The following is a 24,846-nucleotide window of genomic DNA, read 5'->3' as shown; positions in this document are numbered from 1 at the left end:
CCTGTACGCACCTGACCCGGTCAGGTGCGTACGGGCGCGGGCCCGTCAGACACTCGCGAAGCTCAGCAGGCCGAGCGGGTCGGACGTCGGCTGCGGGGAGCCGCCGGCCGGTTCGACCGTGATGCCCATGCCCGCGGCGGAGCCCACCGGGCCGTCCATGAGCATCGCACCGGAGTCGGCCGAGGGTTCCATGAGCCCGGCGGGCCGCATCGTGCCGCCGTCGTCGAACCACAGCTGGTACACCTTGCCGCTCGGCGGCTTCGGCAACCCGGACGCCAGGAAGGCGGCCTTGTTCTGGCTGCGTGAGACGACCACCGTGCCGGTGGCCCCGTCCGCGAGCTTCCCCGTGGACGTACGGGCGTCCGGCGCGGCGAGCACCGCCGCCAGCGCCGAGGCCTGCTGCCGCGACTGACGCGCCTGGTCCCGGGCGTCCTCCGCTGCCTGGTGCTGCCATATCGCGATCCCGCCGAAGGCGGCGGCCGCCGCCACACAGGCCGCGAGAGCGAAGCGGGAGAGCGTACGTCCCCGATGGGCGCCGCCGTGCCTGCGGGCATGCTGCGCGACCCAGGGCGGATCCTGGCGCTCGGCCGAGATCCGCCGCATCACCTGGTCCTTGAGCGCGGGCGGCGGGGTTACGGTCATGGCCATCCCGAGCCGGCTCGCGGTGGCGGTCAGCTCCCGTACCTCCTGGGCGCACGACGGGCAGTCCTGCAGGTGGCGTTCGAACTCCGCGCGCTCGTCGGGAGCGAGCGCGTGCAGCGCGTACGCACCGGTCAGGGTGTGCAGATCGGCGGTGTTCATACGCTGACCCCCAGGCAGTCGCGCAGCCGGATCAACCCGTCGCGCAGTCGAGTCTTGACGGTGCCCAGGGGCACGGACAGCAGCTCCGCCACTTCCCGGTAGGCGAGCCCGCGGTAGTACGCGAGCGTCACCGACTGCCGCTGCAGTTCGGTGAGGGTGCGCAGACAGCGGCGCACCTGCTCCCGTTCGAGGCGGGCCTCCACCTGTTCGGTGACCTGGTCGAAGGCGGGTGTCTGGGCCAGCAGCGCGGCCCGGTGCTCGCGGTCGGTCGACGCCTGCGCGGAACGCACCCGGTCCACGGCTCGCCGGTGGGCGAGCGTGAGCACCCAGGTCATGGCGCTGCCGCGGGCCGGCTGGAAGCGGGCAGCGCTGCGCCAGACCTCGATCAGGACCTCCTGGGTGACCTCCTCGGACTGGGCCGGGTCACGCAGTACGGCGCGGACCAGACCCAGTACGGGCCCGCAGACCGCGTCGTAGACCCGGGCAAAGGCGTCCTGGTCGCCACGGGCGACCAGGCCGAGCAGTTCCTGCAGATCGGGACCCGCCGAGGCGGTTCTCCCGAGGTGCGCGGGTTCTTTCACGCGGCTTTCCTCCACGATGCGGACAGGCCCGAGGAACAGGCTTCATCCGACATTCGTAGCAGGCGCCCCGGCGGATTGGTGCGCCGCGTCCCCGGTTCCGGAGCGGGGCCTTAAGACCAGCAGGCCGAACGGCGAGAGCAGAATCGTCAGCACCAGCAACGGGCCCATCACCAGCAGCAGATCCCAGGCTATGACCTGGGCCCAGATCGCCCCCGCCCCGTTGGCCAGTGCGGTCAGCTCCCGGAATCCGTCGAGGTGCGGACTGCGCACCGCCGCCCACAGCTCCGGGAAGACCGGTACGGCCAGGGTGAGGCAGACCGCGAGGACCGGGGCGACGGTCAGCGGCGAGGCGGCGATCCGTACGGACGCGCCCGCGGTTACGCGGCCGGGGGTTCCTGTTCTGCTTCGACCTGCTCGTTCCACTCGCGCTTCACGGCTCGCCATGCCTCGTCGGTCTGGCCCAGGCGCCAGTAGCCCGAGATCGACAGGCGCTCGCGCGGGATCGCCCGGTCCAGGCGCAGATGGCGGCGGAGCTGCTTCACGAAGCCGGCCTCGCCGTGGACAAAGGCGTGCACGTCGCCCGCCGGGAAGGCGAGCTCGCGCACGGCCGCCACCAGGGCTTCGCCCACCGGCCGCTCGCCCCGATGCAGCCAGGTGATCTCGGTGCCGTCCGGCGAAGCGATCTTCTGCTCGTCCTGCGCGTCGGCGACTTCCACGAACGCGTGCACCACGGCGCCCGAGGGCATCTGTTCCAGGGACGCGGCAATCGCGGGCAGCGCGCTCTCGTCGCCGACGAGCAGGTGCCAGCCGGCGGCCGGGTCAGGCGCGTAACCGCCGCCCGGCCCCAGGAAGCGCGCCGTCTCGCCCGGCTGGACGCGGGCCGCCCAGGGGCCGGCCACGCCCTCGTCGCCATGGACCACGAAGTCGACGGTCAGCTCCAGGTGGGCCGGGTCCCACCCGCGCACGGTGTACGCGCGGGTACGGGGCCACTGCTCGCGTGGGAACTCCGCACGGATGCGGTCCAGGTCGAACGGCTCCGGGTAGGTGACGCCCTCGGCCGGGAACAGCAGCTTCACGTATTGGTCGGTGAACTCCTCCGCGCCGAGGCCGGCCAGCCGCTCACCGCCCAGGACCACTCGCACCATGTGCGGCGTCAGCCGCTCGGTGCGCACCACCTGCGCCTCGGTCACCTTCGGCTGCTTGCGGGCGGGTCCTTCTGCCACGGTGAGTCTCCCTGATCATGAGCTGCTTAGGCTTGCCTAAGTTAACACCTCACGCGTGCAGAGTGGAGAGCAGCCGCTGAAGCGCTCCACCCAGCCCCCACTGTGCCGCGAGCTCGTCGAGAGTCGCCGGATCGCGCGGCTCGATGGGCAGCGCCGGGTCGAAGTCCGGCAGCGGTACGTCCGTCGCGACCCGGACGACCGTCGGCGCGACAGCGACATACGCCCGGGACTCGTCCAGCCGCTTGCGCTGTGAGGGGGTCAGCTTCGACCGGGGGTCGTCGACGGCCGCCATGATCCCGGCCAGGTCGCCGTACGCGTCGAGCAGCTTCGCGGCGGTCTTCTCGCCGATACCGGGCACGCCCGGCAGCCCGTCGCTCGGGTCGCCGCGCAGCAGTGCCAGATCGACATACCCCGGCCCGTCCACGCCGTACTTCTCGCGCAGCACCGCCTCGTCGGTGATCGCCAGGGTGCCGACGCCCTTGAGCGGATAGAGCACGCGCGCCTGCCGGGCGTCACTCACCAGCTGATAGAGGTCCCGGTCGCCGGTGACGATGTCCACCGGCCCCTTCGCATGGGTCGCGAGTGTGCCGATCACGTCGTCCGCCTCATACCCCGCGACCCCGACCCGCGCGATGCCGACCGCGTCCAGGACCGCCTCGATGATCGGGACCTGCGGGGCGAGGGTGTCCGGGACCTCCTCCTCGTCCGGGCCGACCTCCGCCTCGACGGCGACGCGGTGCGCCTTGTACGACGGGATCAGCTCCACCCGCCAGTGCGGCCGCCAGTCGGCGTCCATGCAGGCCACCAGCTCGTCCGGGCGGTGGTCCTGGACCAGTCGGCCGATGAAGTCGAGCAGGCCGCGTACGGCGTTGACCGGCGTGCCGTCCGGGGCCCGGACGGAGTCCGGGACACCGAAATAGGCCCGGAAGTAGAGGGAGGCGGTGTCGAGGAGCATCAGGCGTCGCGTCACATCCCCGATGATGCCGCACCCCACTGACAGGCACCCCACTGACAGGCACCCCTCTGAGAGCCACGCAGGCAGCCACCGCGCGTGAGGTGGCTCACTCCCGCGTTTGCACCGGCGAAGCATGGGCAGGCGCGGTCCCGGAGCGAAACCGGAACAGTTTCAACCAGTTGTCCGGCATGCGGGCCGAATCCGCCACCGCTCCACGACCTGCCGACGGGGGTGGCAGGTCGTTTTCCGTTCAACGCGTGAGGTGTATGTGTCCAGGCTGCAGGCCGACCACCTGTACAAGGTGTTCGGCAGACGACCCGACGACGCGGTGCGCAGGCTCGAAGCCGGCGCAGGCCGCGACGAGCTGCGCGGCGAAGGAACGACCGCCGCGGTGATCGACGCATCCTTCAGCGTCGAACCGGGCCAGATCTTCGTCGTCATGGGTCTCTCCGGATCCGGTAAGTCCACTTTGCTGCGCATGCTCAACGGACTGCTGGAGCCCACCTCGGGACACGTCCTCTTCGACGGCCAGGACCTGACGGCCCTGAGCCCCCGCGCGCTGCGCGAGATCCGCTCCAACAAGATCAGCATGGTCTTCCAGCACTTCGCGCTCTTCCCGCACCGCAGCGTCCTGGAGAACGCCGCGTACGGACTGGAGGTGCAGGGCGTCGCCCGCGCCGAGCGGGAGAAGCGGGCCACCGAGGCGCTCGAACTCGCCGGGCTGACCGGCTGGGAGAACTCCTGGCCGGACGAGCTGTCCGGCGGCATGCAGCAGCGCGTGGGCCTGGCCCGCGCGCTGGCCACCGACGCCGACCTGCTCCTCATGGACGAGTCGTTCAGCGCGCTCGATCCGCTGATCCGCCGCGACATGCAGGACCAGCTGCTGGAGCTGCAGAGCCGGCTCAAGAAGACGATCGTCTTCATCACCCACGACCTCAACGAGGCCATGCGCCTCGGCGACAAGATCGCCGTGATGCGCGACGGAAAGATCGTCCAGACCGGCAGCGCCGAGGACATCCTCGTCACCCCGGCCAACGACTACGTGGCCTCCTTCACCCAGGACGTCGACCGCTCCCGCGTGCTCACCGCCGGCGCCGTCATGGCCGACCCCGACTCGGCCCTGGGTACCGAGGCGGACGACGGCAAGGTCATCCGTACCGCACAGGACGTCCTCGACGCGGCGCCCGCCACCGTGTCCGCGGACACCCCGATCATCGAGCTCTTCACGCCGTGCTCCACCAGCGGTGTGGGCGTCGCGGTGACCGACGCCGAGGGCGACCTCATCGGCGTCGTGCCGCGCGCCCGCCTGCTCGCCGTGCTGGGCGAGCCGATGACCCCGGGGGCCGACGCGACCCCTGAGGCCGACGCGCCCCCGGAGCCCGGTGCGACGCCCGTCCCGGCCCAGACCCGGAAGGAGGTGACCGCCGGTGCCTAGGCTCCCCATGGGCGACTGGGTCGACAGCGGCGTCGACTTCCTCCAGCGCCACCTCTCCTGGCTGTTCGACGCGATCAGCTCACTCGTCACCGGCATGTACGACGGCATCGACGCCGCGCTGTCGGCGCCCGAGCCGCTGCTGTTCGCCGGCATCCTCGCCGTACTCGCCTGGTGGCTGCGCGGCCTGCTGGCCGGCGGGCTCGCCTTCGCGGGCTTCGCGCTGATCGACTCGGTCGAGCTGTGGGACGACGCGATGGCCACGCTGTCGCTCGTCCTCGTCGCCACCCTCGTGACCCTCGCGCTCGCCGTGCCGCTCGGCATCTGGGCGGCCAGGTCCCGCACGGTCAGCGCGGTGCTGCGGCCCGTTCTCGACTTCATGCAGACCATGCCGGCCATGGTCTACCTGATTCCCGGCATCATCTTCTTCGGCGTGGGAGTCGTCCCCGGCATCATCGCGACGATCATCTTCGCGATGCCTCCGGGCGTACGGATGACCGAGCTCGGCATCCGCCAGGTCGACGGTGAACTCGTCGAAGCGGCCGAGGCGTTCGGCACCACCCCGCGCAACACCCTCCTTCGCGTACAGATGCCGCTCGCGCTGCCGACCATCATGGCCGGCGTCAACCAGGTGATCATGCTGGGTCTGTCCATGGTGGTCATCGCCGGCATGGTCGGCGGCGGCGGCCTCGGCGGCGCGGTCTACCGCGCCATCGGCAATGTCGACATCGGCCTCGGCTTCGAGGCGGGCGTCTCCATCGTCGTCCTCGCCATGTACCTGGACCGGATCACCGGCGCACTGGGCCGACAGGTCTCGCCGCTCGGCCGCCGCGCCGCCGCCAAGGCGAACGCCCTGCACGGCCTGAAGATCTGGAACTACCGCCCGCAGCCCGCCGTCGCGGTCGTCGCAGTGGTCGTCCTCGCGGTCGTCGCCGGCGGCATGGGCATGTTCGGCGGCGCCGGCACGTCCGGGGCCGCGTCCGGTGCGAAGAACGTCGGCAAGGGCAAGCAGATCGAGCTCGGCTACATCCCCTGGGACGAGGGCGTCGCCTCCACCTTCCTCTGGAAGGAACTGCTGGAGCGGCGCGGCTTCGAGGTGACCGCCAAGCAGTACGAGGCGGGCGCCCTCTACACCGGTATGGCCAACGGCCAGATCGACTTCCAGACCGACTCCTGGCTGCCCGTCACCCACGAGAAGTACTGGGCGAAGTACAAGGACAAGCTTCAGGACATGGGCTCCTGGTACGGGCCGACCTCCCTGGAGCTGAGCGTCCCCTCATACGTCAAGGGTGTCGACTCGCTCGAGGACCTCAAGGGCAAGGCCGGCACGTTCAAGGGCCGGATCATCGGCATCGAGCCGAGCGCCGGAATGATGGGCCTGCTGGGGGACAAGGTCCTCAAGGAGTACGGCCTTCAGGGCGAGTACAAGGTCGTCGACGGCTCCACGCCCGGCATGCTGGCCGAGCTGAAGCGTGCGTACGCGAAGAAGGAGCCGGTCGTCACCACACTGTGGTCCCCGCACTGGGCCTACAGCACGTACGACCTGAAGAAGCTGAAGGACCCCAAGGGCAGCTGGGGCAAGGGCGACGGCGTCCACACCCTCGCCCGCAAGGGGTTCGCCTCGGAGAACCCCGAAGTCGGCAAGTGGCTGAAGGACTTCAAGATGACGGAGCGGCAGCTCACCGGTCTCGAAGCGAAGATCCAGCAGGCAGGCAAGGGCAATGAGCAGCAGGCCGTCAGGGCCTGGCTGAAGGCCACCCCGGGTCTCGCCGACAAGTTGGCCCCCGTGGGCGGCTGACCGGCACGGACGCGAAAGCCGAAAGGGGTGGGCCGCCACGGCGGCCCACCCCTTTCAGTCACCCCTGATCCACCCGCCAGTACCCCAGCGCGTTGACCCGGTCCTTCGGCACAGCCAGTTCCTTGCGCACGTACGAGGTGAGGGCCCGGGTCGTCGCCGTGTCGCACGCGATCCACATGTACGCGGCGGCCGGGTCCCCGAGCAGGCCGGGCAGAGCTTTCCGCACCTCCTCGACCAGGTGGGCGCCGGCCTCCCGCCGTGGGACCCTGCGCAGTTCGTGGTGTGCCGGGTCCAGCCGCACCGGCAGCTCGTCGTCCGAATCGTGCGTGGTCTCGAACCAGATGGTCGCCGGCACCTGCCCGATCGAGTCCAGCAGTGAGTTGACGGCCGGCAGCGAGGCCGGGTCGCCGATCACGAACAGCCGCGACGGCAGCGGGTCGGGCGCGGCGAAACCGGTGCCCTGGAGGGTCGCCTCGATCGTGTCGCCCGGCTGCGCCTTTCGTGCCCAGTCGCTCGCGCAGCCGTCGTGCAGGGCGAACTCCAGGCTGAAGGTGCCCGCTTCGGGGTCGGCGTCCACCAGGGTGTAGGCACGCTGATGCGGCTTGCCGCCGTTCTCGAACCACATCCGCACCCACATCGTGGGGTGCACCCCGGTCGCGCCGAGCATGCCGCCGTCGGTGAGATGCACCCGCCGGAAGTGCTCGGTGACCTGCTCGGCGCCCGTCACGGTGAACTCGAAGTCCTTGCCCCGCATGAGCTTGAGGACCACGCCCTCCCAGCCATGTCCCACCACGGTCTCCCTCCCCATCGGCGCGGGACAGCTGCCCGCTGCCCGCACGATTGTTCTTCCGCGCGTCCGTCGTTTAAGTTAGGCCAGCCTAACCTAAAACAGATGGGGGTCAGTGTGAGCATCGAGGTCTACCGGGACGCCTGGGGCATCCCCCATCTACGCGCCGGCAGTGCGCGGGAACTCGCCTACGCCCAAGGCCGTAACGCCGCCACCGACCGGGCCTGGCAGATCGAGGTCGAGCGGCACCGGTCGCAGGGCACCACCGCTGCCTTCCTGGGCGCCGAGGCCGTCGGCTGGGACCGATTCGTCCGGCAGGCCCGGGTGGAGGACACCGCCCGGCGCTGCTTCGCCCGGCTCGACGCGGACACCGCCGCCTGGGTCAGCAGTTACGTCGACGGGGTCAACGCGGGCCTGCGCGAAGGGCAGCCGCGGTCACCGGAGTTCGCCGCCACGGGACTGGTCCCCGGACAGTGGCAGCCGTGGACCCCGCTGGGGATCTGGCTGTCCACGCACATCCTGTTCGCGGGGTTCCCCACCAAACTGTGGCGCGAGGAGGTCGCCCGCGCCCTCGGCAACGCGTCGGTCGAACTGTTCGCCACCGACGGGCCCGGCACCTCCGGCAGCAACGGCTGGCTCGTCACCGGCGGACGCACGGTCACCGGGGCGCCCCTCATCGCCGGCGACCCGCACCGGTTCATCGAGGACCCGGGCGTCTACCAGCAGATCCACCTGGCCTGTCCGGAGTTCGACGTGGTGGGGCTGGCCGTCCCCGGCGTCCCCGGCATCGGCCACTTCGGGCACACCGGCTCGGTGGCCTGGGCGATCACCAACGCCATGGCCGACTACCAGGACCTCTACCGGGAACAGCTCCGGCGCAACGACGCCCGGGTGGAGGCGCTCGGCCCGGACGGCTGGCGGCCGGCCGCCGTCCACGTCGAGACCGTCGAGGTGGCGGGGGCCGATCCGGTCGACGTCGAGGTGATCGAGACCGACCGGGGGCCCGTCATCATCGGCGGACCGGACGAGGAGTACGCGATCAGCCTCCGCTGCCCCCCGCGGGTCCGCGAGGACCTCGGCTTCGGCGCCCTGCCCGAACTGCTCAGGGCGACCACGGTCGCCGATGTGGACCGTGCCTTCGACCGGTGGGCGGAGCCCGTCAACGTCGTACAGGCCGCCGACACCGAGGGCGGCCTGCTGCACCGGGTCGCCGGCGCCGTGCCGCTGCGCCACCGGGACAACCAGCTGCGCGTCGTGCCTGCCTGGGAGGCCGGACACGAGTGGCGCGGCTGGCACGCCCCGCTGCCCCGAGAGGACGTCGACGACGTCGCCGTGATGGCCAACCAGCGGGGCCTGGCCGGCCCGCTCGGCGTCGAGTTCGCGGCCCCCCACCGGGCGGACCGGATCCGGCAGCTGCTGGAGGAGTCGGCGGCCTGGTCCGCCAAGGGCATGGCAGCGGTCCACACCGACACCCACCTGGCCTCCGCCCGGCCCCTGCTGGACCTGCTGGCCGGCCTCGACGGGCTGAGCCCGGACGCCGTACGGCTGCGCGAGGCGCTCCTTCGCTGGGACCGCCGGATGGACGCGACAAGCACCGAGGCCGCCGCGTTCGCCGCGCTGCGCTCCGCGGTGGTGCGCCGGCTGGCCGCCTGCCCGGAGCTGGCGCGGCTGGCCGAGCCGCCGGCGTATCCGGAGACGTTTCTGCCCTGGCTCGCCCTCGTACCCAAGGTCGCCTACGCCCTGGAAGGTCTGCTCACGACCGCGCTGCTGCCCGGCATCGACCGGGCCGAGGTCGTCAGGGCGGCCGTCGAGGACATCGCCGCCCACGAGGCAGCCCGCAGCCGGACGCCCGCGACATGGGGTGAGACCCACCGGCTCCTGCCGTGGCAGGCCGTGCCCGGCGCCGCCCAGGAGGAGTGGCCGGGGCTCTCCGGCGACCACGACTGCGTGCTGTCCACGTCGAGCGTGCCCGGCCTCACCGACCTCAGCGCACGCGGCCCCGCGGCGCGCTACGTGTGGGACCTCGCCCGGCGCGAGGACAGCCTCTGGGTGGTCCCGCTCGGCGCCTCGGGCGTCCCGGGCGGTGCCCACTACCGCGACCAGCTGCCCCTGTGGGTACGGGGAGAACTCCTCCCCGTGGTCACTGACTGGAACCACCTGACCCTCACCGAGGAGAACCATGACTTCTGAGTCCCCGACCGCATCCCCGACCGAGTCCCCGGCTGCTCCGTGCGGTACCCGCGAGGCCGTCCACGAGCAGGCGGTCGACGGTTTCGGAACGGTCCGCGTCGTCCCGGTGGACCCGGCGGCCGACGCCGGTGTGATCCACCGCTGGGTCATCGAGGAGCGGGCCCGGTTCTGGGGCATGGGTGACGCGAGCCGCGAACAGGTCTTGGAGATCTACACCCACCTCGACTCCCTCACCACGCACCACGCCTTCCTGGCCCTCCTGGGCGACGAGCCGGTCGCGCTCTTCCAGACGTACGAGCCGTCGGCCGACCGGGTCGGCGAGTGCTACGACGTCGATCCGGGCGACGTCGGCGTCCACCTGATGCTCGGTCCCGCCGCCGGCGAGCCCCGACCGGGCTACACCGCCGCCCTCCTCTCGGTATTCGTCAGCCATGTGCTCTCGGTCCCCGGACGGCAGCGGATCGTGGCCGAACCGGACGCCCGCAACGAGAAGGCGATCACGCGCCTGCAGCGGACGGGCTTCGTACTCGGGCCCGAGATCGTCCTCCCCGAGATCGACCTGCCCGAGGTCTACCTCCCGGAGAAGCGCGCCAGGCTGGCCTTCCTCACCCAGGAGTCCTTTGCCGGCCGCAGTTGAACCGTTCTCTCCGGTACGGCCACGGGCCGAAGCTGCGTATGGTGCTGTCAGTACACCGCAGCGCCGACAGGACGAGGAGGGGAGACCGGGCGAATGGGCGCGAAGGACAAGGACGACAAGGACAAGGAACCCCTCCGGGTCGGGTCCGCCGTGCGCAGACGGCGCCGGGCCCTCGACCTCACCCTTGCCGCGGTCGCCGCGCGCAGCGGACTGTCCGTACCGTTCCTGAGCCAGATAGAGAACCAGCGGGCCCGCCCCAGCATGCGCTCACTGCAGCGGGTCGCGGACGCCCTGGAGACCACGGCCGGGCAGCTGATCGCCGCCTCCGACTCCGCGCGCACGGTCGATGTCGTACGGGCCGGCGCCGACCCCGGTCTCGAAGCCCGGGTCCGCTCGCTCGTCCGCGGTCAGCACCAGCTGCGCGCCCTGGAGTTCACCGGCGAGCAGGACGCCGGGCGGGAGTTCCAGCACCGCAACGACGAGCTGATGTACGTCGCGGACGGTGCGGCCGAGGTGGAGGCAGAGGGGCGGGCGTACCGCCTGGAGCGGGGCGACACCCTCTTCCTCTCCGGCGGCGTCCGGCACCGCTGGCGCGCCACCGCCCCTGGCACCCGAATCCTTGTCGTCGCGGTCGCCGGCCATGTCGACGCGACCGGCGAACTCCGTCGCTGAAGCCCGCCGCTGAAGGGAGCGCCCCGTGCGCGTCGTCTCGCTCGTCCCCTCCCTCACCGAAGCCGTGGCCGTGACCGCCCCCGGCCTGCTGGCAGGAGTCACCGATTGGTGCACCCATCCGGCGGACCTCGGTGCCGCACGCATCGGCGGCACCAAGAACCCGGATGTCGACGCGGTCGTCCGGCTCCGCCCCAATCTGGTGATCGCCAACGAGGAGGAGAACCGCGCACCGGACCTCGCCGAGCTGCGCGCCGCCGGTCTCGACGTGCTGGTCACCGAGATCCGCGACGTCCGCGGCGCCTTCCGCGAGCTCGAACGAGTCCTGGTGGCGGGCTGCGGGCTGAGCAGGCCCCGCTGGCTCGACGAGGCCGAGGCCGCATGGGCGAACGTCGTCCCGGTGGTCAAACGAAGGGCCGTCGTTCCCGTCTGGCGGCGGCCCTGGATGGTGCTGGGCCGGGACACCTTCGCCGGCGACCTGCTCGCGAGGCTCGGGGTGGAGAACGTGTACGCCGACCATGCCGAGCGCTATCCGCGTATTCCGGTGGACGAGCTGAACGAGGCGGACAGCGATCTCGTCGTCCTGCCGGACGAGCCCTACCGCTTCACCGCCGAGGACGGCCCCGAGGCCTTCCCCGGCCTGCCCGCCGCACTCGTCAGCGGCCGCCACCTCACCTGGTACGGCCCCTCACTGGCCGAGGCACCCGAGGTCCTCGGCGCGGCGCTGCGACGAGCACATCGTCAGATTTAGACGCGTTCCAGGCCGGGCGAGCGCGCCCCCCGCGCGAGTGCCTTCGGGCGAATGTGGCTTCTGGCGCGTGACGTGACGGGTCCGTGGTGGTACGAGCCAGGGATGCCCAGGCAACCCGAAACGCAGCGCACGCACCCGGACCCCGGTGCGCCCTCCGAGGCGCGGCGGAACCGGATCCGCGCGGCGTCGCGCCAGGCACTTCGCGGCATGGACCGTCCGTCGGCGCGGCAGTCGGGCGAAGGCGTGGGGCCGGCGTCCGGGGGCGAGCCGCGGGTGTTTCCGGCACTCCGGACGGCTGCCGCTTACGCGTGGCGGATCCTCGTGGTGGGAGGCGCCGTCTACGCCGTCTTCTCCGTGCTGGGACATTTTCACGAGATCGCCGTGGCCGTGTTCCTCGGCCTGGTCGTCACCGCGATGCTCAGGCCGGTGGCGGATCTCCTCACCCGCTTTGTCCCACGGCCGCTGGCCGTCACTGTGACGTTGATCGGCAGCATCGTCCTCGTACTCGCAATCCTGGCCCTGATCGGTGAGGTGGTGGCAGCCGAGCGGTCCGGCCTGCAACGGGAGTTCGGCGAGGGCATCGGCAGGATCGAGCGCCGGCTGGAGGAACCGCCCTTCCGGCTGAACCCGGAAGCGCTCTCAGACGTCCAGTCCCGGCTCGGACGATTCCTGTCGGCCCACCGGGCCACCCTGATCAGTACAGCTCTCAGCGGCGCAGGGCGGCTGGTGGAGGTGCTGACGGTATTCGCCCTGGCACTGTTCTGTTCGGTGTTCTTCATCCACTCGGGAGACCGGCTGTGGAGCTGGTCGTGCGACCAGCTGCCCATGACCGTCCGGGACCGGGCGGCCATCGCCGGCCGGGCGGCGTGGCGGACTTTTACGGGTTACACGCACGGCATCGTGCTGGTGGCGGTGACCAACGCCATTCTGGTCGGCGTGGCCCTCTTGGCCCTCGGAGTACCTCTGGCCGTACCTCTGGCACTGCTGGAGCTCTTCGCCGCCTTCATTCCGCTGATCGGCTCGCCCGTCGCTCTCGCGGTTGCCGCTGTGGTGGCCCTCGCGTCGAAGGGTCCGGTCGTGGCGGCGATCGTCGTTGCGTTGATTGTGATCATCGGTCAGATCGAAGGACACCTGCTGCACCCGATCGTAATGAGCTGGGCCGTCCGGCTGCACCCCGTGGTCGTCGCAGTCTCCGTCATCGGCGGCGCAATCGCAGCGGGAGTGGTGGGCGCGGTCGTGGCCGTACCGCTCGTGTCCGTTCTCTGGTCGGCGCACCAAGCCCTGCTCCGGTCGCGAAAGTCCGAGGTGGTGGTCGGCTGAGGCTGCGCGAGCAGAACGCCGCTGAACAGTCCCCGCAGCGTACGGAATCCGGCCACCGCCCACGCGGCCAGCAGGAACACGAACAGCGCGGCCGCCAGCCACTCGAATGCGGCGAGTCCGGTGTACCGGGCCAGTCCGGCGGCTCCCGTGACGCACGTAGCGACCGGGAAGGTGAACGCCCACCAGGTCATCGCGAAGGGCATCCCGTTCCGGGCCGCCCGCACCACCATCGCCCCGGCGAGCGCCAGCCACAGCAGCGCGAAGCCCATCACCGGTACGCCGTAGACGACGGCGAACGCGCCGAGTGCCCCCGCGTACGGATCGCCGATCGCGCCCGGAGCCACGTCCGCGAGCTGGTTGACCGCGGTGGTGGACTGGCCGAGGGGTCCGAGGACAAGGAACAGCGCGGGCGTCAGCGCGAGCGGCAGCGGCCCGTGGTGGACGAGCCGGGCGAACACCAGCGGCAGTATCAGCAGGGTGGCCAGCAGGCTCAGCCCGAACATGGCGTAGCAGGCGAGCAGCATCGCCTCCCGAGGCCGGCCCGCGGGCAGATGCGGGACCAGCAGCGGCCCGAGCGCGGCCGACACCATGGGCGCGACCACCGGCAGCAGCCAGACGGGAGAGGCGCTGCCGGGCCCGGCCTGGTGACGTACGACCATCAGGTACGGGATGGCCACCGCGACCGCCAGTCCGATGCCCGTGCCCACGGTGAACAGCGCCGCGTCCACGGCGACCGCCGCGCCCTCTCCGATCACGTCCCGGCCCACGACGAGCGTGCCGCCGCCGACCGCCAGCAGGGCCATCGAAAGACACCCGTAGAACGGGGCGACCGCCGGGTCGAGCAGATGAGCCCGCGCCTGGTCACGGTGGTGCAGCCAGTGCCCGGCGCGGGCGAGGAGCACGACGCCCAGCAGTGCGGCGGACAGCGCCCAGAAGGCGACGCAGGCCCCGCGCAGCCCCGGTATGCCGTACGGCAGAGCCGCCCCGGCGGTGGCGACGATCGCGGTGCCCATGACGGGGGCGTACCAGTTCGGGCCGAAGTGCCGCAGAGCCGGCACCCGCACGCGCGCGGGGAGGGGGAGGGGGAGGGGGCGGGGCTGAGCGACGGTGGCCATGCGTCCACCCTCCGGTGGACCGGCCCCTCCCACCAGGGACGACATGTCTATGGGGGCATAATCTGAAGTTATGAGCAGCGCTGCGGAACCGGCCCCCCTCTCCCACCGCGTGCCCGACCTCGGCGCGCTGGAGCTGTTGCTCGCCGTCGCCCGGCTCGGCAGTCTCGGCCGGGCGGCCCGCGAACTCGGCATCACCCAGCCCGCCGCGAGCAGCCGCATCCGTTCCATGGAGCGACAGCTCGGCGTGGCGCTGGTCGACCGGTCACCGCGCGGCTCCCGGCTCACCGAATCCGGGGCGCTCGTCACGGACTGGGCGGGGCGCATCGTCGAGGCCGCGGAGGTGTTCGACGCAGGGGCGCAGGCGCTGCGCGTGCGCCGTGACTCGCGGCTGCGCGTCGCGGCCAGCATGACCATCGCCGAGTACCTGCTGCCCGGCTGGCTGATCGCGCTGCGCGGCGAGCGCCCCGGCACGGCCGTGTCCCTGCTGGCCGGCAACTCGGCCGCCGTCGCCGGACGGCTCCTCGCCCATGAGGCCGACCTCGGCTTCGTCGAGGGGCTGGCCACGCCCGAGGGCCTGGACTCCACCGTCATAGGCCACGACCGCCTGCTCGTCGTCGCCGCCCCCGCCCACCCCTGGAGCCGCCGCCGCAAGCCGCTGGGACCCGAGGAACTCGCGGCGACCCCGCTCATCCTGCGCGAGCAGGGCTCCGGCACCCGCCAGGTCCTGGACGCCGCGCTCGCCGCGTACGGCGGCCTCGCCGAGCCCCTCCTCGAACTCGCCTCCACCACCGCGGTGAAGGCCGCCACGGTGAGCGGCCACGGGCCCTGCGTCCTGAGCGAACTCGCGGTCGGCGAGGAGCTGTCGGCCCACCGGCTGGCCGAGGTTCCGGTGGAGGGCGTCAGCCTGCGCCGCGACCTGCGGGCGGTATGGCCGGCGGGCACCCGCCCGGCGGGCCCGGCCAGGGACCTCCTGTCCCTGACCCGCCGGACGCCCCTGATCCCGGGCGGCGCCTGACGAATCACCCCGGCCCCGCGGCGCTCCCCCGGCTACCGCTGGGGGTGCCCCCAGAGGTGCCGCCAGGCACGACGCGCCCGCGCTCGCGCGTCGTCCGTCGCTCGCCGACGCCTCTCACCGCCTGCCGCGGCAGCGACTGAAGTCGCGGGCCTCTGCTGTCCTTGCGCGCCGACTCGGCCTCGGCTCTTCATCCCTCCGGATGCCGAGCTGACCGCGACACGACATCAGCCGCTCACCGGCGGCGCGGACCGATCCGGACTGATCAACAAGCTCCCCCACGGGCGGGGCGCGGGTCAGGGGCCCGGCGGCGAATGATGATCTGAGCTCCGCTCAGGACGTGGAACGCGCCGCGGCCGCCGCGACCAGAGCCGCCATCACCCGGGCGTCCTGTCCCATCTCCGGATGCCACTGGACGCCCAGCACCCATGGCTCGCCGGGCAGTTCGACGGCCTCCACCGTCCCGTCCGCCGCGTGCGCGGAGACCACCAGGCCGCGGCCGAGCCGGTCCACGGCCTGGTGGTGGTACGTCGGTACGTCGGCCTCCTCGGCCACGATCGCCGCGTATCGCGTGCCGGGAACCGGCTTCACCGGGTGCGCGCCGAACGTCCCGACCGTCTCCGTGTGCCCTTCGAGGTGCTGTACGAGCGTGCCGCCCAGCGCCACATTGAGCAGCTGCATGCCGCGGCAGATGCCCAGCAGCGGTGTCCCGGACTCCAGGGCGGCCGCGATCAGGGCGAGTTCCCACGCGTCCCGCTCCTCGGCGGGCGGGCCGGTCAGGGGCTCGCGCTCAGCCCCGTACCGGCCCGGTTCCACGTCGGGACCGCCGGCGATGACCAGTCCGTCGAGCCGGGCCACCACCCGTGCCGCCGCGGCCGGTTCGTCCGGCGGCAGCATCGCGGCCAGCCCGCCGCCCGCCTGGACCAGCCGGGGGTACCCGGCGGGCAGCAGGGCGGCCGGCAGGTCCCATACGCCCCACCGGGCGGAGGGCTCCAGGTAGGTGCTGACACCGATCAGCGGCTCGGTCACGGGTGGTTCCTCCGGTCGGGATGCGGTCAGTGCTGCCGGTGATTGCCGGTTGCTGGTGCGCTCAGCCGCGTTCGAGCTCGGCCTCGGCCGCGGCCAGCGCCGCGAACTCCTCCTCGGGAGCGGCAGCGACCAGTCGGTGCCGACTGTAGAAGGCGAAGTAGGCGAGAGCCACTGCATAGACGCCGAGCGCGATGAACGCCGCGTCCTTGTCCACCAGGAAGGTCGCCACCAGCGCGGAGAGCGCCAGTACGAAGGCCACCGAAGAGGTGAGGACGCCACCGGGCGTACGGTACGGACGCTCCAGCCCGGGTTCACGGCGACGCAGCACGATGTGGGAGAGGGCCATCAGCGCGTACGAGATGGTCGCGCCGAAGACGGCGACATTGAGCATCCGGCCGCCGTTGCCGCTGCCGGCCGCGAGCGCGAAGCCGATCGCGCCGGGGATCAGGAGCCCCAGGTAGGGGGCCTTGCGGCGGCTCGTCAGGGAGAGGAAGCGGGGCAGGTAGCCGGCCCTGGAGAGTGCGAAGAGCTGGCGGGATCCGGCGTAGATGAGGGAGAAGAAGGAGGCGACGAGACCGGCCAGGCCCGCGTAGTTCACAAAGCGGCTGAGCGCGGTCGGATCGCCGTCTCCCTCCAGCGCGACGACCAGCGGGTTGCCCGCCTCCTTGATGGCGTCCGCGCCCTGTGCCCCGGTCGCGGCGAAGAAGGTGATCAGGGCCAGCAGCGCCAGGATGCCCATCGAGATCGCCAGGGCCCGCGGCATCGAGCGGACGGGGTCCTTGGCTTCCTCGGCGGCCAGGGGCACGCCCTCGACACCGAGGAAGAACCACATGCCGAACGGGAACGCGGCCCAGATGCCCAGCAGGCCGAACGGCAGCCAGGAGCCCGACCCGAACGCCTCCTTGTCGACCGGGATGTCGCTGAGCCCGTCCGCGTCGAACTCGGTGAACGCCCCGACCGCGAAGATCAGCAGCGCCGCCACCGCGATGGCGGTCACCACGAGACTGAAGCGCAGCGCCTCGCCGACTCCCCACAGGTGGATCCCGATGAAGATCGCGAAGCACGCGAGATAGACCGGCCAGCTGTTGGTCAGGCCGAACAGCTTCAGCGATTCGACGTACTGGCCGATGAAGATCGAGATGGCGGCGGGTGCCATGACGTACTCGATGAGGATCGCGGTGCCGGTCAGGAAGCCGCCCCAGGTGCCCAGCGCCCGCCGCGCGAAGCCGTAGCCGCCGCCCGCGGTGGGGAGGATGGCTGACAGCTCGGCGAGCGCGAAGACCAGACAGGCGTACATCACGCCCATCAGCAGAGTGGCGATCGCCAGCCCGCCGAAACCGCCCTCGGCCAGGCCGAGGTTCCAGCCGGAGAAGTCGCCGGAGACGACATAGGCCACGCCGAGGCCGGTGAGCAGCAGCCAGCCCGCACTGCCCCGGCGCAGCGCGCGCCGCTGGAGGTAGGTGCTTTCGGAGTCGGCCGAGGAGCCGACCGGTGCTGATGGTGGTGCGGTGCGCGAGTCGGTGCCGTCGGCCATGAGCCGCTCCTGCCCTCGGTCAATGCTGCGGGGTAATGGTGTGGGGCCACACCATTGCGGCCGCATCGGCTGCTGCGCAAGACCTGTGCGTTAAACGGATGTAACGGATCTCAGGTCAGGAAGCCCCGCAGCAGCGCCGCCGTACCGCCGCAGTGCTCGCGCATCACCTCGCGCGCCGCGTCCGCGTCGCCCTCCAGTACGGCCTCGACGAGCGCGGTGTGCTGGTGCTGGGAGTGCTCCAGGTTGCGCACGAGCAGCGGGATGCAGTCGAGCAGTTCGTTCACGGTCGCCCGTACGGCGGCGTACTGCGCCGTCAGCGTGGCCGAGCCGGACAGCTCTGCCAGGGTCAGGTGCAGCAGGGTGTCGAGCCTGCGGTAGTCGGCCAGCGGCGCGTCATGCGTCGCGGCGAGCGCCGCGCGCAGCCGGTCCGCCTGTTCCTCGGAGAGGCCGTGCGCCGCGCACAGCCCGGCCGCACCCACTTCGAGCACCTCCCGGAAGCGCAGGATGTCCTCGATGTCGACGTCGGCCACCCGGCGGCGCAGCTCCTCCTCGGAGCCCCCGGCGTGGGTGTCCGAGCGCGGCCGCACAAACGTTCCTCCGTACCGGCCCCGGCGGCTCTCCACCAGCCCCTGGTCCTGCAGCACCTTCAGCACCTCGCGCAGGGTGACCCGGCTGATCCGCAGCCGGTCCGCCAGCTCGCGCTCGGCGGGCAGCCGCTCGCCGGCGGCCACCAGACCCAGCCGTACGACCTGGAGAATCTGCTCCAGCGCCTCCTCGAAACCGTTGCCCGCCCGGACCGGCCGCAACACGGGCGCGAGCCGGTCGGAGGTGTCACTCTCATTCACCACGTCGCGGTTTCCCCTTCCCAAGCAATGGTCTTCGGCAATACCTTATGGCTCCCGGCTGACCGAAGGAGGAAAATCCCGTGGCAGACCGCACACCCCCGCTCGGGATCGAGGAGCTGCGTGCCCTCGTCGCGAGCGGTGAGATCGACACTGTCGTCCTGGCCTTCCCCGATATGCAAGGGCGGCTCCAGGGCAAGCGGTTCGCCGCACCGTTCTTCCTCGACGACGTGCTCGACCACGGCACCGAGGGCTGCAACTACCTCCTCGCCGTCGACACCGACATGAACACCGTCGACGGCTACGAGATGTCCTCCTGGGACCGCGGCTACGGCGACTTCGCCATGCACCCCGACCTGTCCACCCTGCGCCGCGTCCCCTGGAACGCGGGCACGGCCATGCTCATCGCCGACCTCGCCTGGAACGACGGATCGCCCGTCGTCGCCGCGCCCCGGCAGATCCTGCGCCGCCAGCTGGAGCGCCTCGCCGAGCACGGATACAGCGCCCACGTCGGCACCGAACTCGAATTCATCGTCTTCAAGGACACGTACGAACAGGCCTGGGACAGCAACTACCGCGGCCTCACGCCGGCCAACCAGTACAACATCGACTACTCGGTGCTCGGCACCGGCCGTATCGAGCCCCTGCTGCGCCGCATCCGCAACGAGATGGCGGCCGCGGGACTGACCGTCGAGTCCGCGAAGGGCGAGTGCAACCCCGGCCAGCACGAGATCGCCTTCAAGTACGACGAGGCGCTCGTGACCTGCGACCAGCACGCCGTCTACAAGACCGGCGCCAAGGAGATCGCCGCCCAGGAGGGCGTCTCGCTCACCTTCATGGCCAAGTACAACGAGCGCGAGGGCAACTCCTGCCACATCCACCTCTCGCTCCAGTCCCTCGACGAGGCCGGGCACAACGTCATGGCGGGCGACGGCCCCGGCGGCATGTCCCCGGTGATGCGCCACTTCCTCGCCGGACAGCTCGCCGCGCTGCGCGACTTCTCCCTCCTCTACGCGCCGAACATCAACTCGTACAAGCGCTTCCAGCCCGGCTCCTTCGCCCCGACCGCCGTCGCCTGGGGCTACGACAACCGCACCTGCTCGCTGCGCGTCGTCGGCCACGGCCGCTCGATGCGCTTCGAGAACCGCCTCCCCGGCGGCGACGTCAACCCGCACCTCGCGGTCGCCGGACTCGTCGCGGCCGGCCTGTACGGCATCGAGCAGCAGCTCGAACTCCCCGAGGCGTGCGCGGGCAACGCCTACACCGGCGAGTACGAGCACGTGCCGACCACGCTCCGCGAGGCCGCCGAACTGTGGGAGAACAGCCCCATCGCCAAGGCGGCCTTCGGCGACGAAGTCGTCGCGCACTACCGCAACATGGCGCGCGTCGAGCTCGCCGCATTCGACGCCGCGGTGACCGACTGGGAGCTGCGCCGCTCCTTCGAACGCATGTGAGGAACGCCTTGTCGCACGAGCACCACGCTGTGGAACATCACGTACTCAATCCGGCCACCGAGGAAGTCATCGCGACCGTCCCGGCGACCACGGCCGCCGAGGTCGACGCCGCGGTCGTACGGGCCGCCCGTGCCCAGCAGGGATGGGCGGCCGCCGCCCCCGCCGACCGGGCCCGGCTGCTGCGCCGCTTCGCCTTCGTCGTCGACGAACACCGCGAGGAACTCGCCCGGCTGGAGGTCCGCGAGGCCGGCCACACCCTCGGCAACGCCCGCTGGGAGGCGGGCAACGTCCGCGATCTGCTGGACTTCGCGGCCGGGGGAGTGGAGCGGCTCTCCGGCCGCCAGATCCCGGTCGCGGGGGGCCTGGACATCACCCTCCTCGAACCCCTCGGGGTCATCGGCGTCATCGCGCCCTGGAACTTCCCCATGCCGATCGCCGCCTGGGGCGCGGCCCCCGCACTCGCGGCCGGCAACGCGGTCCTCCTCAAACCGGCCGAGACCACTCCGCTGACAGCCCTGCGCCTGGCCGAACTCGCCCTGGAGGCCGGCCTTCCCGAGCACCTCTTCCAGGTGCTCCCCGGTGCGGGCGCGGTCGCCGGCAACGCGCTCGTCGAGCACCCGGGCGTCGCCAAGATCGTGTTCACCGGTTCCACCGGGGTGGGCAGGCAGATCATGGCCAAGTGCGCCACGCGGGTGAAGCGCGTGACCCTCGAACTCGGCGGCAAGAGCCCGAACATCGTCTTCGCCGACTCCGACCTCGAAGCCGCCGCGGCCGCCACCCCCATGTCGTTCCTGGACAACTCCGGCCAGGACTGCTGCGCCCGAACCCGCGTCCTCGTCGAGCGCGGCGTGTACGACCGCTTCCTCGAACTCCTCACGCCCGGCATCGAGTCCGTGGTCGTCGGCGACCCGTCCGACGAGGCGACGCAGATGGGCCCGCTGATCTCGGCGGCCCAGCTGGAGCGCGTACGGTCGTACGTTCCCGACGGCCTCAAGGGCATCCGGGGCAGCGCCCCCGAAGGCCGCGGCTTCTGGTTCCCGCCGACCGTCCTCACCGACATCGCCGCGGACGCCCCGGCCGCCACCGAGGAGGTCTTCGGCCCGGTCGCCGTCGTCCTGCCCTTCGAGGACGAGGCCGACGCGATCCGGCTCGCCAACGCCACCGAGTACGGCCTGTCCGGCTCGATCTGGACCCGCGACGTGGGGCGCGCGATCCGCGTCTCGCGCGCCGTCGCCGCCGGCAACCTGTCGGTCAACTCGCACAGCAGCGTCCGCTACTGGACCCCGTTCGGCGGCTACAAGCAGTCCGGACTCGGCCGGGAACTGGGACCCGACGCCCTCGCCGCTTTCACCGAAACCAAGAACGTCTTCATCAGCACGGAGGCCTGACCCATGACCGTAGAGACTTCCATCTGCCGCCGCCTGATCGGCCGTACCGCCGTCATCACCGGCGCCGGCAGCGGCATCGGCCTGGCCACCGCCCGCCGCCTCGCCTCCGAGGGCGCAAGCGTCGTCTGCGGCGACATCGACGAAGCCGCGGGCAAGGCCGCGGCCGACGAGTCCGGCGGCACGTTCGTACGGGTCGACGTCACCGACCCCGAGCAGGTCGAGGCGCTGTTCAAGACCGCGTTCGACACCTACGGCTCGGTGGACATCGCCTTCAACAACGCCGGTATCTCGCCGCCCGACGACGACTCCATCCTCACCACCGGGCTCGACGCCTGGAAGCGCGTCCAGGACGTCAACCTCACCTCCGTCTACCTGTGCTGCAAGGCGGCCCTCCCCTACATGCAGCGCCAGGGCCGCGGCTCGATCATCAACACCGCCTCGTTCGTGGCCATCATGGGCGCGGCCACCAGCCAGATCTCGTACACCGCCTCCAAGGGCGGCGTACTCGCCATGTCCCGCGAGCTGGGCGTGCAGTTCGCCCGCGAGGGCATCAGGGTCAACGCCCTGTGCCCGGGGCCGGTCAACACCCCGCTCCTGCGGGAGCTGTTCGCCAAGGACCCCGAGCGGGCCGCGCGCCGCCTGGTCCACATCCCGGTCGGCCGGTTCGCCGAGGCGGAGGAGATCGCCGCCGCGGTCGCCTTCCTGGCCAGCGACGACTCGTCCTTCATCAACGCCACCGACTTCCTGGTCGACGGCGGAATCTCCGGGGCCTACGTCACCCCCATGTAACACACCCAAGTAATCCGTCCCCTTTTGCGCAGCCGGGCGTCGCAGGACGCCCGGCTGTCGTGCATCCAGAAGCCGTCGCAGCGCTGTGACGCGCCCTAGGGTGTCGGGATGAGCATGACGACCCAACCCGGCTGGTATCCCGACCCCGGCGTGCCGGGCACCGAACGCTGGTGGGACGGCGTCGCCTGGACCGCGCACAGCCGGGTCCTGGACGGGCCCGCGCCGGAACCACCGCCCGGCCGCCAGGGTGGCGGCGGCAAGGTCGTGGCGCTCACCGCGGCGGGAGTCGTGCTCGTCACCGCGGTCGTGCTGGGGGTGGTGATGCTCGGCAAGGGCGACGGCGGCGGCACGAAAACGGCGACCGGGCCGAGCAGTTCCGCGTCACCGCCGGACGGAAAGAACAGCACCGAAGGCCCGGCTGCCGAACCGTCCGCCGAGCCGTCCGAAGAAGCCTCCCTGCTCGTCGACCAGCTCAACAAGATCATCCTGCCCGTCCCGGACGGCTGGGAGAAGCCCGACAGCCTCGCCGAGGACTCCACCGCCATGTCCATCGGGCAGTACGAGTGCCCCGGCCACTCCTCGGCGTTCTGCCGGCACGGCAAGGTGACCTCCCGTACCGCGCCGACCGGCGACGAGACCACCGCGAAGGCCATCGCCGAAAAGGACATCTCCGACCACGCGGAGGCGGCGTACGGCCGCGACGTGCTCGACCGGCAGCCCCACGGCGGCATCACCTCGCACCGGCAGCTCACCTCGGCGCCGGTCGTCGTCGCCGGACGCACGGGCCACCTGGTCCGCTGGCGCGTCAGCACCGGCGCCGGGCCGGGCGGCTACGTCCAGTCGGTGGTCTTCCCGTCGGCCGCCGGGACCGAGGCGATGGTCCTCGTCCGCCTCGCGTTCGACGCCGGCCCCGACGGGCCGGAACTGTCCCTCATGGACCGGATCACCCAGGGGATCCGGCAGTCGGGGGACAGCGGCAACGGCGGCGTAGGCAGCAAGGTCTGAGGCCCCAACGGTCCGAGCCTCAGAGAAAGGGCCTCAGAGAAAGGGCCTCAGAGAAAGGTGCGCCCCTCGCCGCGGTACGTCGGTACGGTCGCCGTCACCCGGTCGCCCTCGATCAGGTGCAGTTCGTCGAACCGCTCGCACATCTCGCCGGCCTTGGCGTGCCGGAACCAGACCCGGTCGCCGATCAGCAGGTCGTCGGCGGCGGACCCCAGCAGCGGGGTCTGCACCTCACCGGCCGCCTCCTTCGCGTCGTACCGCAAGCCCTCCGGCAGCCAGGGCACCGGCAGCCGGTCGGCGCCCGCCGCGCCGGACGCCGGATAGCCGCCGCCGAGTACCGTCACCACGCCCACGCCCGGACGGCGTACGACGGGCTGCGCGAACAGGGCCGCCGGACGGCCGGTGAACGACGTGTAGTTGTCGAACAGCCGCGGCACATAGAGCCCCGACCCCGCCGCGATCTCGGTCACCGCGTCCTCGGCGGCGGTGTGCTGCACGCTGCCCGTCCCACCGCCATTGACGAACTCCAGGTCCGGCGCGACGGCCCGGACCGCCCGTACGGCCTCGGCCCTGCGCGCGGCCAGCTCTCCGCGAGCCGCGGCCTGCATCAGGCGGATGGTGCGTGACTGCAGCGGCCGGCCCGACACGGCATCGCCGACGCCGGCCACATGGCCCTCGTACGCCATGATCCCCACCAGCCGGAAGCCGGGGCGCCGTGCGATCGAGCGGGCCAGCTCCGCCAGCTGGACCGGCGTGCGCAGCGGGGAGCGGAGTGCGCCTATCCGGACGCGACCGCCGAGCAGTCGCAGGGACGTGTCCAGTTCCAGACAGACCCGCACCTGCTCCTTGCCGCCGTCGCGGGCCCGGTCGATCAGCTCCAGCTGCGCCGGATCGTCGACGATCACGGTCACCGCGGCGGCGAGCTTCGGATCGCCGGCCAGCTCGGCGAAACCGGCGCGGTCCGCGGACGGATAGGCCAGCAGGACGTCATCGAAGCCGGACCGGGCCAGCCACAGCGACTCGGCCAGCGTGAACGACATGACCCCGGCGAACCCGTCCCTCGCCAGTACGCGCTCCAGGAGGACACGGCACCGTACGGACTTGCTCGCCACCCGGACCGGCTTCCCGGCCGCTCGCCGGACCAGGTCGGCCGCGTTGGCGTCGAAGGCCTCCAGATCGACGACGGCGAGGGGCGCGTCGAGGTGGGCGGTGGCCCGGTCGTACCGGTCCCCGTCGGCAGCGCGCGGAATCATGGCCGCAGCTTGCCAGACCTGATTACCGCAGGGTAGGGGGACGATCGGGGCAGATCACCCGGCGGTGCCGGGGAGTTCCCGCCCGGCCTGCCCGAACCCGTAGAGTGACGCGCGAACGAACCTGCCCCGCAAGGGGATCGGGCAGTACGGCGAGCGACGGAACGGGGGGCGGATGAGCACGGAAGCACGCCCCCCGGGCCCCACCCTCCCCCCGGAATGGACCACCACGGGCGCGCCGCCCGCGCCGGCCGCCCCCGGTACCGGCAACCCGCCCTTGCCGCCGC

At 71.8% G+C, this 24,846-nt stretch carries 22 protein-coding genes and 1 pseudogene; 12 read left to right on the top strand and 11 right to left on the bottom strand.

The window, feature by feature from the left end; genetic code table 11:
• Window positions 1-45: 45 nt before the first annotated feature.
• Genes NLX86_RS03225 through NLX86_RS03205 form a run of 5 tightly spaced genes read right to left on the bottom strand, consistent with a single transcriptional unit; the run spans window position 46 to window position 3,560 of the window.
• Window positions 46-801, bottom strand: a complete 756-nt coding sequence (locus NLX86_RS03225; protein WP_254370006.1) for an anti-sigma factor domain-containing protein — start codon at window positions 799-801, stop codon at window positions 46-48.
• Window positions 798-1,382, bottom strand: coding sequence for a sigma-70 family RNA polymerase sigma factor (locus NLX86_RS03220; protein WP_254370005.1), 585 nt, complete (start codon window positions 1,380-1,382; stop codon window positions 798-800). Before NLX86_RS03220 ends, NLX86_RS03225 begins: the two co-directional genes overlap by 4 nt.
• Before the next feature lie 42 nt (window positions 1,383-1,424).
• Window positions 1,425-1,805, bottom strand: coding sequence for an abscisic acid-deficient protein Aba4 family protein (locus tag NLX86_RS03215; RefSeq protein WP_254370004.1), 381 nt, complete (start codon window positions 1,803-1,805; stop codon window positions 1,425-1,427).
• Window positions 1,760-2,605, bottom strand: coding sequence for a siderophore-interacting protein (locus NLX86_RS03210; protein WP_254370003.1), 846 nt, complete (start codon window positions 2,603-2,605; stop codon window positions 1,760-1,762). The genes NLX86_RS03215 and NLX86_RS03210 overlap by 46 nt, the downstream gene beginning before the upstream one ends.
• A gap of 49 nt (window positions 2,606-2,654) precedes the next feature.
• The gene (locus NLX86_RS03205; RefSeq protein WP_254370092.1) at window positions 2,655-3,560 is read right to left on the bottom strand and encodes a 5'-3' exonuclease; all 906 of its coding nucleotides are present in this window, start codon (window positions 3,558-3,560) and stop codon (window positions 2,655-2,657) included.
• A gap of 268 nt (window positions 3,561-3,828) precedes the next feature.
• Here NLX86_RS03205 and NLX86_RS03200 point away from each other — a divergent pair, with 268 nt between their 5' ends.
• Together NLX86_RS03200 and NLX86_RS03195 are read left to right on the top strand one after the other, a co-directional pair.
• Entirely contained in the window at window positions 3,829-4,995 is a 1,167-nt protein-coding gene (locus tag NLX86_RS03200; RefSeq protein WP_254370002.1) for a glycine betaine/L-proline ABC transporter ATP-binding protein, read from the top strand.
• Window positions 4,988-6,790, top strand: a complete 1,803-nt coding sequence (locus NLX86_RS03195; protein ID WP_254370001.1) for an ABC transporter permease/substrate binding protein — start codon at window positions 4,988-4,990, stop codon at window positions 6,788-6,790. The genes NLX86_RS03200 and NLX86_RS03195 overlap by 8 nt, the downstream gene beginning before the upstream one ends.
• A 58-nt stretch (window positions 6,791-6,848) precedes the next feature.
• Here the strand turns inward: NLX86_RS03195 and NLX86_RS03190 are convergent, their stop codons facing one another.
• Window positions 6,849-7,580, bottom strand: coding sequence for a siderophore-interacting protein (locus NLX86_RS03190; RefSeq protein ID WP_374213820.1), 732 nt, complete (start codon window positions 7,578-7,580; stop codon window positions 6,849-6,851).
• Window positions 7,581-7,694: 114 nt separating this feature from the next.
• On the opposite strand from NLX86_RS03190, the gene NLX86_RS03185 reads away from it, so the two are divergent.
• The 5 genes and pseudogenes from NLX86_RS03185 to NLX86_RS03165 all read left to right on the top strand — a co-directional run.
• Window positions 7,695-9,767: a penicillin acylase family protein gene (locus tag NLX86_RS03185; protein ID WP_254370091.1), complete on the top strand. Its 2,073-nt coding sequence runs from the start codon at window positions 7,695-7,697 to the stop codon at window positions 9,765-9,767.
• Complete coding sequence (locus tag NLX86_RS03180; RefSeq protein WP_254369999.1) at window positions 9,757-10,404, top strand: GNAT family N-acetyltransferase; 648 nt, start codon at window positions 9,757-9,759, stop codon at window positions 10,402-10,404. Before NLX86_RS03185 ends, NLX86_RS03180 begins: the two co-directional genes overlap by 11 nt.
• A gap of 93 nt (window positions 10,405-10,497) precedes the next feature.
• The gene (locus NLX86_RS03175; protein WP_254369998.1) at window positions 10,498-11,076 is read left to right on the top strand and encodes a helix-turn-helix domain-containing protein; all 579 of its coding nucleotides are present in this window, start codon (window positions 10,498-10,500) and stop codon (window positions 11,074-11,076) included.
• Window positions 11,077-11,101: 25 nt separating this feature from the next.
• Window positions 11,102-11,824, top strand: coding sequence for a helical backbone metal receptor (locus NLX86_RS03170; protein WP_254369997.1), 723 nt, complete (start codon window positions 11,102-11,104; stop codon window positions 11,822-11,824).
• 51 nt (window positions 11,825-11,875) lie between these two features.
• Window positions 11,876-13,045: pseudogene (locus NLX86_RS03165) on the top strand (AI-2E family transporter); the annotation flags it as partial.
• Here NLX86_RS03165 and NLX86_RS03160 read toward each other — a convergent pair.
• Window positions 12,940-14,259 (bottom strand): TDT family transporter, encoded by a 1,320-nt coding sequence (locus NLX86_RS03160; RefSeq protein ID WP_308409538.1) that lies wholly within the window; start codon window positions 14,257-14,259, stop codon window positions 12,940-12,942. The pseudogene NLX86_RS03165 and the gene NLX86_RS03160 sit on opposite strands and share 106 nt — an antisense overlap.
• Before the next feature lie 70 nt (window positions 14,260-14,329).
• Here NLX86_RS03160 and NLX86_RS03155 point away from each other — a divergent pair, with 70 nt between their 5' ends.
• Window positions 14,330-15,274: a LysR family transcriptional regulator gene (locus NLX86_RS03155; protein WP_254369996.1), complete on the top strand. Its 945-nt coding sequence runs from the start codon at window positions 14,330-14,332 to the stop codon at window positions 15,272-15,274.
• 330 nt (window positions 15,275-15,604) lie between these two features.
• On the opposite strand, the gene NLX86_RS03150 is transcribed toward NLX86_RS03155, so the two are convergent.
• The 3 genes from NLX86_RS03150 to NLX86_RS03140 all read right to left on the bottom strand — a co-directional run bounded on the left by NLX86_RS03150 (window position 15,605) and on the right by NLX86_RS03140 (window position 18,682).
• Window positions 15,605-16,300 (bottom strand): gamma-glutamyl-gamma-aminobutyrate hydrolase family protein, encoded by a 696-nt coding sequence (locus tag NLX86_RS03150; protein WP_254369995.1) that lies wholly within the window; start codon window positions 16,298-16,300, stop codon window positions 15,605-15,607.
• A 61-nt stretch (window positions 16,301-16,361) separates the two neighbouring features.
• Window positions 16,362-17,834 carry an ethanolamine permease gene (eat, locus tag NLX86_RS03145; protein ID WP_254369994.1) on the bottom strand — a complete coding sequence of 491 codons (1,473 nt, stop codon included), beginning with the start codon at window positions 17,832-17,834 and terminating at the stop codon, window positions 16,362-16,364.
• A 110-nt stretch (window positions 17,835-17,944) separates the two neighbouring features.
• Entirely contained in the window at window positions 17,945-18,682 is a 738-nt protein-coding gene (locus NLX86_RS03140) for an FCD domain-containing protein (RefSeq protein WP_254369993.1), read from the bottom strand.
• 77 nt (window positions 18,683-18,759) lie between these two features.
• Between NLX86_RS03140 and NLX86_RS03135 the strand changes: the two genes are divergently transcribed.
• The 4 genes from NLX86_RS03135 to NLX86_RS03120 all read left to right on the top strand — a co-directional run bounded on the left by NLX86_RS03135 (window position 18,760) and on the right by NLX86_RS03120 (window position 23,312).
• Entirely contained in the window at window positions 18,760-20,130 is a 1,371-nt protein-coding gene (locus NLX86_RS03135; protein WP_254369992.1) for a glutamine synthetase family protein, read from the top strand.
• Between the two features lie 8 nt (window positions 20,131-20,138).
• Window positions 20,139-21,518 carry an aldehyde dehydrogenase gene (locus NLX86_RS03130; protein WP_254369991.1) on the top strand — a complete coding sequence of 460 codons (1,380 nt, stop codon included), beginning with the start codon at window positions 20,139-20,141 and terminating at the stop codon, window positions 21,516-21,518.
• Between the two features lie 3 nt (window positions 21,519-21,521).
• Window positions 21,522-22,307 (top strand): 3-oxoacyl-ACP reductase, encoded by a 786-nt coding sequence (locus tag NLX86_RS03125; RefSeq protein WP_254369990.1) that lies wholly within the window; start codon window positions 21,522-21,524, stop codon window positions 22,305-22,307.
• A 108-nt stretch (window positions 22,308-22,415) separates the two neighbouring features.
• Window positions 22,416-23,312, top strand: a complete 897-nt coding sequence (locus NLX86_RS03120) for a DUF2510 domain-containing protein (RefSeq protein ID WP_254369989.1) — start codon at window positions 22,416-22,418, stop codon at window positions 23,310-23,312.
• A gap of 47 nt (window positions 23,313-23,359) precedes the next feature.
• On the opposite strand, the gene NLX86_RS03115 is transcribed toward NLX86_RS03120, so the two are convergent.
• Window positions 23,360-24,562: an amino acid deaminase/aldolase gene (locus tag NLX86_RS03115; protein ID WP_254369988.1), complete on the bottom strand. Its 1,203-nt coding sequence runs from the start codon at window positions 24,560-24,562 to the stop codon at window positions 23,360-23,362.
• Between the last annotated feature and the right edge of the window lie 284 nt (window positions 24,563-24,846).

It is taken from the genome of Streptomyces sp. A3M-1-3 (assembly GCF_024213665.1).
Classification (GTDB): Bacteria; Actinomycetota; Actinomycetes; order Streptomycetales; family Streptomycetaceae; genus Streptomyces.
Note: the sequence above shows the minus strand (reverse complement) of the source record. Positions and strands in the feature narration are given on the sequence as shown.

Coding starts and splice junctions, on each gene's coding strand:
- NLX86_RS03205 (WP_254370092.1), bottom strand. CDS start 3,560: ATGCTCCTCGACACCGCCTCCCTCTACTTCCGGGCCTATTTCGGTGTC.
- NLX86_RS03160 (WP_308409538.1), bottom strand. CDS start 14,259: ATGGCCACCGTCGCTCAGCCCCGCCCCCTCCCCCTCCCCCTCCCCGCG.
- NLX86_RS03180 (WP_254369999.1), top strand. CDS start 9,757: ATGACTTCTGAGTCCCCGACCGCATCCCCGACCGAGTCCCCGGCTGCT.
- NLX86_RS03125 (WP_254369990.1), top strand. CDS start 21,522: ATGACCGTAGAGACTTCCATCTGCCGCCGCCTGATCGGCCGTACCGCC.
- eat (WP_254369994.1), bottom strand. CDS start 17,834: ATGGCCGACGGCACCGACTCGCGCACCGCACCACCATCAGCACCGGTC.
- NLX86_RS03175 (WP_254369998.1), top strand. CDS start 10,498: ATGGGCGCGAAGGACAAGGACGACAAGGACAAGGAACCCCTCCGGGTC.
- NLX86_RS03115 (WP_254369988.1), bottom strand. CDS start 24,562: ATGATTCCGCGCGCTGCCGACGGGGACCGGTACGACCGGGCCACCGCC.
- NLX86_RS03155 (WP_254369996.1), top strand. CDS start 14,330: ATGAGCAGCGCTGCGGAACCGGCCCCCCTCTCCCACCGCGTGCCCGAC.
- NLX86_RS03120 (WP_254369989.1), top strand. CDS start 22,416: ATGAGCATGACGACCCAACCCGGCTGGTATCCCGACCCCGGCGTGCCG.
- NLX86_RS03225 (WP_254370006.1), bottom strand. CDS start 801: ATGAACACCGCCGATCTGCACACCCTGACCGGTGCGTACGCGCTGCAC.